This is a genomic window from Brachybacterium sp. AOP25-B2-12, from assembly GCF_052378625.1.
Taxonomy (GTDB): Bacteria; Actinomycetota; Actinomycetes; order Actinomycetales; family Dermabacteraceae; genus Brachybacterium.
Genome location: NZ_JBQSXW010000024.1, coordinates 1 through 13,085, shown reverse-complemented (window position 1 = coordinate 13,085; position 13,085 = coordinate 1). Strand labels below are relative to the sequence as shown.

Sequence of the window (13,085 nt, the reverse complement as noted above, 5' to 3'; positions counted from 1 at the left end):
CACCATGGCCCTCCCCCGCCTGCCCCGGAAGAACGCGGAGACCCCTCCGACCACCGACTCGAACACCCCGGCGCTGCCCAGCGCCGCCGAGAGCACTCCGGTCAAGCGGCGGCGGCGCCCCGCCATGTACGCGCTGGGCATCGCGCTCATCGTGGTCGGCGCCCTGGGCGCCTGGTACATCACCGATCGCCTCTCGACCACCAGCGAGGTCGTCGTGGCCGCAGTCGACATCCAGGAGGGCCAGGTCATCACGGCTACGGACCTGACGACGACCGACGTCAACGTGCCGGCGGGCTCCGCGATCATCACCGGCAGCCAGAAGGACACCCTCGTCGGGCAGCGTGCCACCTCTGCGCTCCAGAAGGGGGCCCTGGTGGCCCCCAACCAGGTCAGCGGCCAGGCCCTCCCCGAAGCCGGATTCTCGATCGTCGGCGTGAAGGTCGCCCCCGGCCAGGTCCCGTCCCAGAACGTCGACCCCGGCGACCCCATCCAGATCGTCGGGACTCCCAAGAACGGCGACGAGCCACCCGCCGGAGACGCACCGACGATCACCGGCCAGATCCAGACGATCGGTCAGCCCGCAACGGACGGATCCCTCGTGATCGACGTCCTGGTGCCCTCGGACCAGGCCGCGACCCTCGCGTCCCTCTCGGCGACCGGACGCATCGGCGTCATCCTCATCCCCCAGGAGGGCTGACATGCTGATCTCGCTGACCTCCGCCTCCGGAGCGCCTGGCGTCTCCACCACCGCCCTCGGGCTGGCCCTGGCCTGGCCCCGGGACGTGATCCTCCTCGAGGCCGACACGCTCGGCGTCAGCGCGACGCTGGCCGGGTTCTTCTCCGGCAGCATCAGCCCGCGGCACACGATCTTGGATCTGACGCCCGGCGTCGACTTCGAGGAGCAGCTCCTCGAGCAGTCCATCCCCCTGACCGACGACCAGACGCCCATGCGACGGCTCGTCCCCGGCATCGGCAACCCCCTCCAGGGGCGGGCCCTCTCGGCCCGGTGGGAGGTGCTGGCCATGGCCCTGTACGACCTCGAGCGGGCCGGCATCGACGTCCTGGTCGACATCGGCCGGTTCCACGCCCCCTTCATGGCGGCGCCGCTGCTCCAGATCTCCGACGTCAGCGGCATCGTCCTGCGGCCTACCGTCACCGCCACCGTCGCGGCCAAGAGCACCATCACCCACCGCAAGCTCGCCGAGACCAACGACCTCGAGGCCCCCGCGCTGCACCTCATCACCATCGGCGCACCCGACACGTACTCCGACGGCGAGGCATCGCGAGCTCTGGGCCAGCCGTCGCTGGGAGCCATCCCCTGGGCCCCCAAGCACGCGGCCGCCCTCGCGCACGGCCATCCCCGCCCGCGGGGCTTCGACTCCAGCGGCTACATCCGATCCCTGCGCTCCCTCGCAGACTCCATCAGCACGGCCGGACGCAAGCGCCGCACCGCGATCCAGACCCTCCGAGGTGACTCCTGATGAACTCCACCCCCTCCCCGACGACCATGCCCGACTTCGCGAGCATGCCGCTCGTCGAGCTGGATGACGACACCACCGCCACCCTCGACTTCGCCCCCGCGGTCCCCTCCCGCCGGACCCACCGCAACCCCACGCCGACCCCCGCCACTCCCGCGCCGGCGACGGGAAGCCAGCAGCGCTTCACGGACTGGAAGATCGTCACCGAGCTCCGCTCCCTCGTCTCCGACGCGCTGTCCAAGGAAGATCGGCTGGGGCAGCCGATCGAGGACCAGAAGGCGCAGTCGATCTCGCTGATCACCCACCTGATCGACGACCAGGAGCGCGATCGGATCAACGAGGGCCTGCCGCGCTGGACCGGCGAGGAGCGCCGCGCGCTGAACCAGGCCGTCCTGGAGGCGGTCTTCGGATTCGGGCGCCTCCAGCCCCTCCTGGACGACGACACGATCGAGAACATCGAGCTGTACGGCCACGAGAAGGTCATCGTCCAGCGCACAGGCCACCAGTTCGAGGAGGTCGCGCCGATCGCCGACTCCGACGAAGAGCTGCTGAGCATGCTGGCCCACTACGCACACCAGGCCAACCGCAACTTCGACCCCGCGCACCCGAACCTCGAGCTGAGCCTGGGATCCACCGCACGCCTCGAGGCCACCGGATGGGTCGTCCCCAAGCCCATCGCGACCATCCGGATCCACCGCCTGATCGACATCACCCTGAACGACCTCGTCGAGCTCGACCTCATGCCCGTCGAGCTCGCTGACTTCCTGCGCGCCGCCGTGCGGGCCAAGAAATCGATGATGGTCGCCGGTGACCGCGGCGCCGGGAAGACGACCCTCCTGCGAGCCCTCATCAACGAGATCGACGCCGCCGAGAAGATCGGCACCATCGAGTCGATCTACGAGCTGCACCTCGAGCTGCTCGGCGCCGGCCGTCACCCCCGGCTGGTCCAGTGGGAAGCCGTCCCCGGCAGCAGCGAGAAGGACGCCGCGGGACGCCCGATCGGCGAGATCACGATGGACTACTGGGCACAGCGGTCCTTCCGCCACAACCTGGACCGCCTGATCGTCGGCGAGCTGCTGGGCACCGAGGTCATCGCCATGTTCGAGGCCATGCAGACCGGCGCCGGCAGCATGTCCACGGTCCACGCCAAGTCCGCCGCGGCCGTCCCCGAGCGCATCGTCACGCTGGCCCGCAAGGACGGACGCGTGACCGAGGACTTCGCCCGCCGCCAGGTCGCCGAGAACATCGACCTCGCGATCTACGTGGGAGTCGTCCCCCTGGGCGAACGCGACCCCTGGACCGGCGTCGCCCCCCGCGGCCGCCGCATCACCAACGTGACCACCTACAGCCCCGGCGAGGACGGGCGGGTCGCCTCGACGCAGCTGTGGGAGTACAGCAACGGCCAGATCCGCGAGCAGCTCGCGGCGCCCTTCGCCGACGACCTGATCCCGCACCTCGCCAAGAAGACCCCGAGGAGCCAGTCATGATCCCCTTCCTCGCCGCGATCAGCGCGATCGCCCTCATCGGCGGGATCTGGCTGCTGGTGTCCGGCCTGACACCAGCACCGGTCACCCACAAGCGGCCTCGGACGCGGCGGCTGACCAGCGCGCAGCGCCGCCATGGAGGCCTGATCCTCGGTGCCGCCGGACTCGGAGCGCTGCTGTGGCTCGTCAGCGGCTACTTCGTCGCCTTCCCGGCCCTGCCCGCCCTGGCCGCACTCCTGCCCTACCTGATCCCCCGCTCCAGCGAGAAGGCGCCGATCGAGCGCCTGAACGCCCTCGAGGAGTGGACACGCTCCCTCAGCGCCGTCCTCGGCGCCCAGGCCAGCCTCGAGCAGGCGATCATCGCCTCCCGGAACTCCGTCGGTGACCCGATCAAGCAGGAGGTGGGCCGCCTCGTCGCTCGCCTCCACGCAGGCGTCCCCATCGACCGCGCCCTGGAGGCCTTCGCCGACGACCTCGACGACCCCACCGGCGACGTCCTCGCAGGATCCCTGCTGCTGGGGTCCCTGCGCCGCGGCCCCGGCTTGGCCCTGGTCCTCGACGGCGCCGCCGAGATGATCTCCGAGAACGTCGCCGCACGCCGACAGATCGAGGCCGACCGAGCCAAGCCACGATCCAACGCCCGCCTGATCAGCATCGTCTCGGTGACCGTCCTGCTGCTGCTGTTCGTCGCCAACCCCACCTACGTCGCGTCCTACAAGACCCTCATCGGCCAGCTCATCCTCGTCGTCTTGACCTCAGCGTTCTTCGGATGCCTGTGGTGGATGAACAGCGCCTCGCGCACATCAGCGGGTCGACGAGTCCTGCGCACCACCGGAGGCACACGATGATGTCCCTGACCCCCCTGATCCTGCTGGTCGGCGCGCTCGTCGGCGCAGGCGTCTACGTCCTCGTCCGCGCCCTCATCCCCACCCAGCCGTCCCTGGCCGCGGCGGTCGACCACCTGACCACCACCCCCCAGGAGACATCGCGCGCCCTCGATGCACCTCCCGAGGGTCTGGAGGAACGCCTCGGCTCCTGGGCCGAGCGGGCGCTGACACAGCTGCCGTTGATCGTCACCCCCCGACGAGATCTCGCGCTGATCGGATGGTCGACCCGGACGTTCTACGGGAAGAAGGTCAAGGCGGCGCTGAGCGGCTTCGCGATGCCGGTGATCTTCACCGCCGTCGCGTACCTCCTCCAGTTCCAGCTGCCGATCATCGGCTCCGTGGGAGCGATGCTCGTCCTCGGCGTCGTGTTCTTCTTCCTGCCGGATCTCGAGGTCCGGCAGAAGGCCAGCGAGGAGCGTCAGCACTACTCCAAGGTGCTCGCGAGCTACGTCGACTTCGTCGCCCTCGCACGCAGCGGCGGTGCCGGCCCCGCGCAGGCGATGACCGAGGCCGCATCGATCGGTGACCACGAGCTGTTCATCCGGATCCGCCAGCTCATCGAGAGGTCTCGACTGCGCGGCACCGACGCGTGGAACGACCTCCGCGAGCTCGGCGAGGAGATCGGTGTCCATGACCTCAACGAGATCGCCGACATCATCCGGCTCTCCGGCGAGGAAGGCGCCTCGATCAAGGAGAACCTGCACGCCAGGGCCCGTTCGATGCGCAACGCCCAGCTGCGCGACGAACAGAGCGCGGCCAACGCGCAGAGCGAGCGACTGGCCGCACCCGTGGCAATGCTCGCCATCACCTTCATCGCCCTGCTGATCGCCCCGGCGCTCCTGAACCTCCTGACCTACTAGCCCCTACTCCCACCAACCGCAATGCCCCTGCAAAGATGTCGGGAGGATCCCGTCACACGACGGGTCTATTTCGGCGGTAGAGGGGTAGCCCTCCGGAAAGGACCCAGCCATGGAGTCTCTCAAGTTCATCCTCAGCCTTCTCATCGATACCGTGCGCGACCAGGCACGTCAGGCACGGCGTACCGCCACGGTCGGATCGATCAGCGCCGAGCAGATCATCATCACCGTGGCCCTGGTCGGTCTGGCCATCGCGGTCGTGGCCGGCATCGTCGGTTTCGCAACGGGCAAGATCGGGCAGCTCCCGTCATGACTCGACGAGACGTCGAGGAGGCGAAGACTCCCGCGCCCCCTCGACGTCGCCCCCAGACCTCGCATGCGCCCCGGCGCCGGCGAGGTCTTCGTGCGTGGGCCGAACGAGGCTCATCCTCGGAGTCGGTGCTCGTGGTCCCGGCGTGCCTGGTGATCATGTTCCTCATCGTCCAGGTGGGGATCTGGTTCTACGCCCAGAGCATCGCGCAGCACGCAGCCCAGCAGGGCGCGACCGCCGAGGCGATCTACCAGTCCAGCCAGTCATCGACCAGCACCGCGCACAGCGCCCTGGCCGATAGCGCCAACGGCGTGCTGACCAACTACACCGTGACGTCCTCGCGGACCGGCGACACCGTCACCGTCACCGTCCGCGGCCAGGCGCTATCCCTCATTCCGCTGTACGGCCTGCCCACCGTGGAGCAGACAGCCACCGTGCCCATCGAACACTATGTTCCGTGAAACTGTTGACACTGACGCATCTATAGAACACGCTTGGGGTGTCCCGCCAGAGAGGAGCAGCACCATGGATCGACACGAGCTGGAGCGTGGTTCCTCGAGCACCGAGGCCGCGATCATCGCGCCCGCCCTCTTCCTGGTCCTCGGGCTGCTCCTCGCCGTTGGTAGCTACGCGATCGGCCAGCAATCCGTGACGTCCGCGGCGCACTCCGCCGCCCGTGCCGGGTCGCTGGCCACCAGTCAGCAGGACGCCACCCACCGCATCGAGGCAGCCTTCACCGCCGAGCTCCGCGAGCAGGGACGGTCATGCACCACCGTCTCCGTCGACGTCGACGCCGCAGCCTTCACCACAGCCCCCGGGACGACCGCCGCGATCCACAGCACGATCACCTGCACCGTCCCCTACGCGCAGCTGATCCCCGTGCCCGGCCTCACCGGCACCCGCACGATCACGGTCACCTCGACCAGTCCTCTGGACACCTACCGGGAGCGCTCATGAGCACGAAGCGTCACCGCCTCGAGCGAGGAGACATCTCCGAGCTGGCCATCGTGATGGTGATCGGCCTGTTCGTGGTCATCGGCCTCGTCGTCGACGGCGGAGCCAAGATGTCAGCCTCGGCCGAGGCCTCGACCATCGCGCAGGACGCCGGTCGCGCGGGAGCACAGCCGGTGGCATCCCTGCCCACCGACGGGCAACCCGCGGTCCTGGACTCCCGTGCTGCCGCCGGCGCCGCCCAGAGCTACCTCGACCAGGCCGGCGTCACCGGGTCTGTCCGCGTCATCGACCAGTCCACCCTCGAGGTCACCGTCACCTCATCCGAAAAGACCGTGTTCCTCGGCCTCATCGGCATCAACACGGTCTCCTCGACACGGACCGCCCGCGTCGACCTCATCCAGGGACAGACGGAGGTCATCCCGTGATCAAGCTCCTCAAGGCCCTCGCCGCCGCGCTCGTGCTCGTCACGCTCGTCGCCGGCATCCCGCTGGCCCTGCTCACGTTCTACGGGTCCCCGATCCCCCAGCAGCTCCCGTCCGTCGACGACGTCGCACACCTGTTCACCTCCAACGACTCGATCGGGTTCCTGCTGTTCGTGCTCGTGTGGATCGGCTGGATCGCCTGGGCGACGTTCGCGCTGTCCGTGGTCATCGAGGTCATCGCTCGCGTCCGCCACCTCCCCACGCCCCAGATCCGAGGCCTCAGCGCCCAGCAGGGCGCTGCCGCACTCCTGGTCGCCGCGATCGCCGGCCTCAGCGCCCCGGCCGCCATGGCCGAGACTCCCGCCGAGGTCGCCCCGGTGACCTCGACCGTGCAGATGGAGGCACCCGCCGTGCCCACCGAGCAGCCCCAGGCCGACACCACACAGCAGGACGCCGCAGCCGAAGCCCCCGCCTCTGACCTCGTCGTGACCGTCCAACCCGGCGACACCGCATGGGATCTCGCCGAGACGCACCTCGGCGCCGGCAGCAAGTGGCGGGCGATCGTCGAGGCCAACGACGGCCGGATTCAGCCCGACGGCGGTGCCCTGCACGTCGGACAGGACCCCTACCTCGAGCCCGGCTGGACCCTGGTCATGCCAGGCGTGCCCGCCAGCACCCCCGAAGCACCTGCACAGGCCGCAGAGACCCCTCCCCAGACCGTCACCGTCGAGCGAGGCCAGACCCTCAGCTCGATCGCCCAGCACCACCTCGGAGACGAGGACCGGTGGCCCGAGATCTTCGACGCCTCGAAGGACATCGCCCAGCCCGGCGGCTACCACCTCGAGGACCCCGACCAGATCGACATCGGCTGGACCCTGCGGGTCCCGGGCACCGTCACCGAGGCCCCGGCCGCCCCCGCCGCCGAGGACGCCACACCGGCCGAGTCCGCCCCTGTCCAGGAACCGGCGGCGGCCCCCGCGTCGGCCGAGGCTGCCCCCGTCGACGCTGCCCCCGTCGACGCCGCGCCCGTCGACGCCGCGCCCGTCGACGCCGCCCCCGTCGACGCCGCGCCCGTCGCTGAGGCCGGAACTGCCGCGCCCAGCACCGCTCCGGCACAGCCCACTGCGGAGGCCACCACCCCTGCACCCTCGGCCGAGGCCGAGCAGTCCCACGCCGTGCCGTGGGCAGGTGTCGGGTCGATCTTCGCGGCCAGCATCCTCGGTGCCGTGCTCGCGCGGCGCCTCTACACCCAGCGCAAGCGCCGCGCGGACCAGAAGATCCCGACCGCGGCCGCGATCGACCTCGACCAGGTCCGGCTCGCGCGTATCGAGGACCCCACCGTCCTCGGCTTCATCGACCGCGCACTGCGGACCCTGTCCGCGCTCCAGCTGCGCGACGACCGGGACCTCCCGGACATCCGTCTGGCGCGCGTCACCGACACCCACCTCGAGCTGTACGCCGCGACCCCCCACCGCCTGCCGGCGCCGTTCGAGGCCACTGAGGACCCCGCGACGTGGATGCTGCCCCGCACCGCGCCCCTGGCCGACGACCAGACGATCGGCGACATCATCGCCCCGTACCCCGCGCTCGTGACGATCGGCACCGACCGCGACGGCCACCAGATCCTCGTCGACCTCGAGCACCTAGCCGCCCTCGGCATCCACGCGCAGTCCTCGACGTCCATCCCCGTCATGCGTGCCCTGACGGTCTCCCTGGCCACCTCCCAGTGGGCCGACGACCTGTCGATCACCACCGTCGGCGTCTGCCCCGAGCTCGAGGACGCCCTGGGGTCCGGCCGCATCACCTACCGCGAGACCGTCGCCGAGCTGCTAGAAGGCCTCGAGGCCAAGCTCGCCCGTGACCAGGAGACTCTCACCGAACTCGGCCACGACTCCGCCCAGCACGCACGCCAGGCCGGTGACGCGACCGATCTGTGGGCCCCGGAGATCATCATCATCGGCACCGACCTGTCCCTCACCGAGACGCGGCGCCTCCAGCTGATCGTCGACGCCCGACCCCAGATCGCCGTCGCCGTCATCTCCAGCGACCAGCACACCGACCTGTCCGAGTGGCGCCTGCACATCGAGTCCCTCGAGGCATCACGCCTCGAACCACTCGGCCTGGAGATTGCGCCGCAGCACCTCACCGACGCCGACTACGACGCCGTATTGCGGGCCCTGGGCGCAGCCTCCGCCCTCGAACCCGCGGACGACGCCGCAGACGCCCAGGAGGACGCTGAGGGCCCCCACGAGGAGCCCCTGCTGCGGCCCGTGCCGATCCCCCGGCCCACCACGCACGAGATCCTCACCGCCACGCAGCGGGACACCCCCGCCGAGATCCCCACGGACCACCCTTACATCCGCCTGCTGGGGCCCGTGGAGATCCTCGGTGCCACCGGCACCCTGGAGGCCAAGCGCCTGGCCGCGCTCACCGAGGCCGCCTGCTACATCTACCTCCAGCCCGGCACCCCCGAGACCGACTTCCGGGCCGACCTGTGGCCCGGCAAGCCCGTCGCCGACAGCACCCGACACCAGCTGATCTCCCGGACCCGCAAGTGGCTGGACGCCGCACCCGACGGCACCCGCTATCTCCTGCACGCCAACAACACCGACGGCTCCTACAGCCTCAGCGAGCACGTCACCTCCGACTGGGACCTCGTCCAGGACGTCGCCACGAACCGCAAGACCGCCGCGGCCGAAGACCTCGCCGATGCGCTCAAGGTCGTCCGCGGGGCGCCGTTCGAGAACGGCGGCCGCACCCGGTACCGCTGGGCCATCTCCCTCACCTACACCATGACCGACACCGTCCTCGACCTCGCCCAGGAGCTCGCCCACCGTGCCCTGGAAGCCGGAGACCTCGAGACCACCCTCTGGGCCACCGAGCACGGACTCCTCGTCGAGTCCCTCCACGAGCAGCTGTGGCGCTACCGCCTCCAGGCCGCCGCTCACGACCCCGAGCTGCACCAGCGCATCACCCACGACCTGGAGACCCAGCTCGCCGCCGTCGATGATGGATACGACCTAATGCCCGAGACCGAGGCCCTGATGTACACCACCCCCGCCGCCCACCGCATCGCAATCTGAGGCCCCCATGACCACCCCCATCCCCCGCCACCGAGGAGACCGCCCGATGATCCGACAGCGAGCACTCACCACGATCGCGATGGCCTCCCTCCTCGCTCTCCCCCTCGCCGCCTGCACCAGCAGCAACGGCGAGGAGGACCCCACCACGACGGCCACCAGCCAGGAGGCCCCACCTACGGCCAACCCCGCCGACGCCACACCCCAGGAACGTGTCGAGGCGTACTTCGAGGCCTCGGATGCAGCCGCGGCCGATGGCTGGAAGGACACCAGCTACGCAGATGACTTCCTGATCCCGGAGCTCGCGGAGAAGCAGAAGAGGGACGACGCAGATCGTGCAGAGTCCGGAGCCGTCATCACTGGGGAGCGCAAGCTGACCAACTGGACCGTCACCGAAGAAGAAGACACCACCGCCACGGTTGAGTTCTGCGACGACGGCACGGGATTCGAGGCGACCAAGGATGGGGAGCCCGTTGAGATCAACAACGCGAGTCTCAAAGTCGTCGGCCAGTTCAAGCTCGTTCGCGAGTCGAGCTCAGAGCCGTGGATGATCCAGCAGAAGGGCTACTACGACGAGGAGACGACATGCGACGCGCACTTCGCCGGCTGACTGTTGGCACCGCAGCAACATCGATCGCTCTCCTGCTCCTCCCTCCAGCCTTCGCAGAAGGGGGTGTTGACCTCGACCTCGGTGACGATGGTGGTAGTGCGAACGTCAAGGTCGAGGTGAAGGACCCTGGTAACGGGGGTGGGAAGTCCTCTAGTGGGGGTGGTAGCTCGTCCGGCGGGGGGAAGTCGTCGGGCGGCGGCTCCTCGAGCGGGGGGAGCAAGTCCTCCGGCGGCGGCGGGAAGTCCTCCGGAGGCGGCGGCAGAGGGGGAACCACCTCCGTCAGCAGCGGTGGCCGGACCAGCGTCGGGAACTACTCAAGCGGGTCGCCGTCCTCGGTGTCCTCGAGCCGCCCGGACAACGTCGAGATCCTCGACGACGGTTCTCGAGCCACGTACAAGCCGGAGGGTGCCTACGTGCAGCCCGAGGGCGGGTCCGGGCCCACCGCGTTCTTCGACGGCATGACGCAGGGCCAGCCCGATCCCGCAGAGCCAGCCACGCCAGACGCTCCGGCCCAGGCCCAGGAGCCCGCTCCTCAGGACGGCGGCGAGCCGGCCGCTCCTCAGGTGGATCCTGCCGAGCTCGCGCAGACCGCGGTCTCCCAGATGGGGCTAGAGGCCCCGGAGATCGCCTCGACACCGAACAACACCGAGACCCTCGGCGCCGTGGGACTGCCGGTGTGGCTGTGGGTGGCCAACCCCGGGGAGACCACGACGGGTCCGAACACGACCAGCGCCTCCGCCGGGGCGGTGACCGTCACCGCGACGGCCAAGTTCACGGGCATGTCGATCGACATGGGCGACGGCACCACGATCGAGTGCGACGGACCTGGGACCGAATACCCCGGCACCGGAATCGACCCCTCCCCCGACTGCGGACACGTCTACGAGCAGATGAGCGATGAACAGCCCGATGGGCTGTATACCGTGAACATCACCGCGCACTGGGGCGTCGAGTGGGAGTCGAACACCGGTGAGACCGGCACGATCCCCGTCGAGCTGACCACGTCCAAGCAGCTGCGCATCGGCCAGTACCAGACCGTCGTCACCGACGTGTCCTGACCACGCTGACCTCCTGGGAGCACCGATGAACGTCACCGACCCGATCACCAGCGCACACCTCGGATTCGGCGAGCCGACCGGCAACCGCAGGGAGGCTGTCACCACGGTCCGCCTGACCCATGCCAGCGGCCAGATCGAGGGCGTGTCGCTCACCGAGGAGGTCACCCACGTCGGGCCACTCGAGGGTCTCCTCCTGCTCACCGATCGAGCCACAGATCAGGGCCAGGGGTTCCCCTTCACCTACGAGGCCACCAAGGGCCTCACTCTCGAGGACTACATGGAGCCGCGGCCCCAGCCAGCGAGATGACGCATTCAAACCGCATTCAAGAACACGGAAGGGAATGACCTCATGAGCCCGGTAAGTCGAAAGAGGAAGAAGGTGAAGGACAAGGAGAAGGCTCGTAGGAGCCGGGCACCACAGCCTCAGAACCACGGAGCCTTCACTCCGGCTTACAACCCGAACCGGCCACGCGGCGGCGGGCCACAGCCGCCCCCCGAAGTTGAGCTCCTCGCTCGGCTATCGGACGCCTGGCAGATGCTCGCGAAGAACAACCCCGCGAACCACTGCCTCCATGCCATCCACGGGATCAGCACGGTCCTCGCCGACTGGGGCGTAGACAGCGAGCCAGTCGTTGTCCGCGCGACGGTCGAGTGGCCCGAGGCGACGGTCGACGTCGGTTCACGCACACCGTCGGTCACCGGCACCGGAACGAGGCTGGAGTGGACCGGTCACATGGGACTGTGGATCCCCCTCTTGGGGAGGTTCATGGATCCCACTCTCTACCAGGCCAACCGTCCCGGGATGTCCGATCGCATCGATCGCGGGATCGTCATCCCAATCCACCCGCGAGATCTCGGTCCAGTCCCGTTCGACACGGTCTACAGCGCCATCGTGACCTATCACTACATCGATCTACCCGGCCGCGACATCCTCCAGGAACTACCTCCTCACGTGCGTTCCGAGATGCAGAAGAGCACCTCAATCTTCTCCCACGAGATGACGCAGCTAATGAGGCGACCCGAGCTGGCAGACCTACGGTCTCGACTGACAGTCGAACCCTTGGCATCGTCCGTGGCGGCTATCTAGACGTCCCATACCCTCCCCACGCACCGCATAGGACGGCGGCACGATCTCCCGAGGCCCTGGCCAAGCACCTCCGGGTACACGACACTGAGAGTCCAACTCGAGGAGGATCCACTATCTGCGGTCGATTCACGCTGGCTTTCGACGGGGACGGGCTACTGCGCTCGTACGTCGCCACGAGCGACGACCGGGCGGCCCAGTGGGAGCCGACCTACAGCATCGCACCGCGCACGAAGGCTCCCGTGGTGCGCGAGTTCGTCGACGAGGACGGAGCGAAGCACCGCACCCTCGAGCTCGCCCGTTGGGGCCTGCACCCGTCCTGGGCGAAGGACAAGGGCCCTCGGCCGATCAACGCGCGCCTGGAGACCGTGAGCAGCAACGGGATGTTCCGCGGCGCGTTCTCGAGCGCCCGAGCCGTGATCCCGATGACCGGCTACTACGAATGGGTCGAGGCTGCCGACGGCGGCAAGGATCCGTTCTTCATCCATCACCCTGACGGGGAGCTGCTGCACGCCGCGGGTCTCACGGCCGCCAGGAAGGACGAGGGCGACGCGTGGGACGTGTCCTTCACGGTGATCACGCGCGAGGCGCGGGATGCCGGCGGCGAGGTCCACGACCGGATGCCGGCCTTCCTGACCGAGGACGCGGTCGAAGAGTGGCTCTCCCCCGGGAAGCTCGAGGCCGACCAGAAAGCGCCGCTGCTCGCGCAGCTCGAGGACGTCTCGTCCACGATCGCGGGGCAGCTCGTCACCCGCCCCGTAGATCGGCAGGTCAACAGCGTCCGCAGCCTGGACCGCTCCGACCCCTCCCTGATCGCACCGATCTGACCTCGAGAACAACTGATCGAACAGAGCAGAAACC

15 protein-coding genes are annotated in these 13,085 nt (G+C 69.2%); all 15 read left to right on the top strand.

Translation table 11 applies throughout. The features are described 5' to 3' along the window. The first annotated feature begins 4 nt into the window (after positions 1-4). A complete protein-coding gene (locus ACT3TZ_RS13755) occupies positions 5-697 on the top strand; it encodes an SAF domain-containing protein (RefSeq protein ID WP_444583998.1) in 693 nt (230 codons plus the stop codon). A gap of 1 nt (position 698) precedes the next feature. After that, on the top strand, positions 699-1,481 hold the full coding sequence (locus ACT3TZ_RS13750; RefSeq protein WP_444583997.1) for a hypothetical protein: 783 nt from the start codon (positions 699-701) through the stop codon (positions 1,479-1,481). Further along, positions 1,481-2,965 carry a CpaF family protein gene (locus ACT3TZ_RS13745; protein ID WP_444583996.1) on the top strand — a complete coding sequence of 495 codons (1,485 nt, stop codon included), beginning with the start codon at positions 1,481-1,483 and terminating at the stop codon, positions 2,963-2,965. Before ACT3TZ_RS13750 ends, ACT3TZ_RS13745 begins: the two co-directional genes overlap by 1 nt. Beyond that, a complete protein-coding gene (locus ACT3TZ_RS13740; RefSeq protein WP_444583995.1) occupies positions 2,962-3,810 on the top strand; it encodes a type II secretion system F family protein in 849 nt (282 codons plus the stop codon). The genes ACT3TZ_RS13745 and ACT3TZ_RS13740 overlap by 4 nt, the downstream gene beginning before the upstream one ends. Beyond that, positions 3,807-4,709 (top strand): type II secretion system F family protein, encoded by a 903-nt coding sequence (locus tag ACT3TZ_RS13735; protein ID WP_444583994.1) that lies wholly within the window; start codon positions 3,807-3,809, stop codon positions 4,707-4,709. The genes ACT3TZ_RS13740 and ACT3TZ_RS13735 overlap by 4 nt, the downstream gene beginning before the upstream one ends. Positions 4,710-4,818: 109 nt before the next feature. Further along, on the top strand, positions 4,819-5,019 hold the full coding sequence (locus ACT3TZ_RS13730) for a hypothetical protein (protein WP_444583993.1): 201 nt from the start codon (positions 4,819-4,821) through the stop codon (positions 5,017-5,019). 125 nt (positions 5,020-5,144) lie between these two features. Then, the gene (locus tag ACT3TZ_RS13725; RefSeq protein WP_444583992.1) at positions 5,145-5,477 is read left to right on the top strand and encodes a TadE family protein; all 333 of its coding nucleotides are present in this window, start codon (positions 5,145-5,147) and stop codon (positions 5,475-5,477) included. A gap of 64 nt (positions 5,478-5,541) precedes the next feature. Beyond that, on the top strand, positions 5,542-5,973 hold the full coding sequence (locus tag ACT3TZ_RS13720; protein WP_444583991.1) for a TadE/TadG family type IV pilus assembly protein: 432 nt from the start codon (positions 5,542-5,544) through the stop codon (positions 5,971-5,973). Further along, positions 5,970-6,395 carry a pilus assembly protein TadG-related protein gene (locus tag ACT3TZ_RS13715; RefSeq protein WP_444583990.1) on the top strand — a complete coding sequence of 142 codons (426 nt, stop codon included), beginning with the start codon at positions 5,970-5,972 and terminating at the stop codon, positions 6,393-6,395. Before ACT3TZ_RS13720 ends, ACT3TZ_RS13715 begins: the two co-directional genes overlap by 4 nt. After that, complete coding sequence (locus tag ACT3TZ_RS13710; RefSeq protein WP_444583989.1) at positions 6,392-9,475, top strand: LysM peptidoglycan-binding domain-containing protein; 3,084 nt, start codon at positions 6,392-6,394, stop codon at positions 9,473-9,475. Before ACT3TZ_RS13715 ends, ACT3TZ_RS13710 begins: the two co-directional genes overlap by 4 nt. A 46-nt stretch (positions 9,476-9,521) precedes the next feature. Then, entirely contained in the window at positions 9,522-10,082 is a 561-nt protein-coding gene (locus tag ACT3TZ_RS13705) for a hypothetical protein (protein WP_444583988.1), read from the top strand. Positions 10,083-10,417: 335 nt separating this feature from the next. Beyond that, on the top strand, positions 10,418-11,140 hold the full coding sequence (locus tag ACT3TZ_RS13700; RefSeq protein ID WP_444583987.1) for a hypothetical protein: 723 nt from the start codon (positions 10,418-10,420) through the stop codon (positions 11,138-11,140). A 25-nt stretch (positions 11,141-11,165) separates the two neighbouring features. Further along, positions 11,166-11,447 carry a hypothetical protein gene (locus tag ACT3TZ_RS13695; protein WP_444583986.1) on the top strand — a complete coding sequence of 94 codons (282 nt, stop codon included), beginning with the start codon at positions 11,166-11,168 and terminating at the stop codon, positions 11,445-11,447. Between the two features lie 72 nt (positions 11,448-11,519). Further along, positions 11,520-12,227, top strand: a complete 708-nt coding sequence (locus ACT3TZ_RS13690; RefSeq protein ID WP_444584030.1) for a hypothetical protein — start codon at positions 11,520-11,522, stop codon at positions 12,225-12,227. Between the two features lie 56 nt (positions 12,228-12,283). Further along, complete coding sequence (locus ACT3TZ_RS13685) at positions 12,284-13,051, top strand: SOS response-associated peptidase (RefSeq protein WP_444584029.1); 768 nt, start codon at positions 12,284-12,286, stop codon at positions 13,049-13,051. The last annotated feature ends 34 nt before the right edge of the window (positions 13,052-13,085 follow it).

Coding starts and splice junctions, on each gene's coding strand:
- ACT3TZ_RS13735 (WP_444583994.1), top strand. CDS start 3,807: ATGATGTCCCTGACCCCCCTGATCCTGCTGGTCGGCGCGCTCGTCGGC.
- ACT3TZ_RS13755 (WP_444583998.1), top strand. CDS start 5: ATGGCCCTCCCCCGCCTGCCCCGGAAGAACGCGGAGACCCCTCCGACC.
- ACT3TZ_RS13750 (WP_444583997.1), top strand. CDS start 699: ATGCTGATCTCGCTGACCTCCGCCTCCGGAGCGCCTGGCGTCTCCACC.
- ACT3TZ_RS13720 (WP_444583991.1), top strand. CDS start 5,542: ATGGATCGACACGAGCTGGAGCGTGGTTCCTCGAGCACCGAGGCCGCG.
- ACT3TZ_RS13705 (WP_444583988.1), top strand. CDS start 9,522: ATGATCCGACAGCGAGCACTCACCACGATCGCGATGGCCTCCCTCCTC.
- ACT3TZ_RS13745 (WP_444583996.1), top strand. CDS start 1,481: ATGAACTCCACCCCCTCCCCGACGACCATGCCCGACTTCGCGAGCATG.
- ACT3TZ_RS13715 (WP_444583990.1), top strand. CDS start 5,970: ATGAGCACGAAGCGTCACCGCCTCGAGCGAGGAGACATCTCCGAGCTG.
- ACT3TZ_RS13740 (WP_444583995.1), top strand. CDS start 2,962: ATGATCCCCTTCCTCGCCGCGATCAGCGCGATCGCCCTCATCGGCGGG.
- ACT3TZ_RS13730 (WP_444583993.1), top strand. CDS start 4,819: ATGGAGTCTCTCAAGTTCATCCTCAGCCTTCTCATCGATACCGTGCGC.
- ACT3TZ_RS13695 (WP_444583986.1), top strand. CDS start 11,166: ATGAACGTCACCGACCCGATCACCAGCGCACACCTCGGATTCGGCGAG.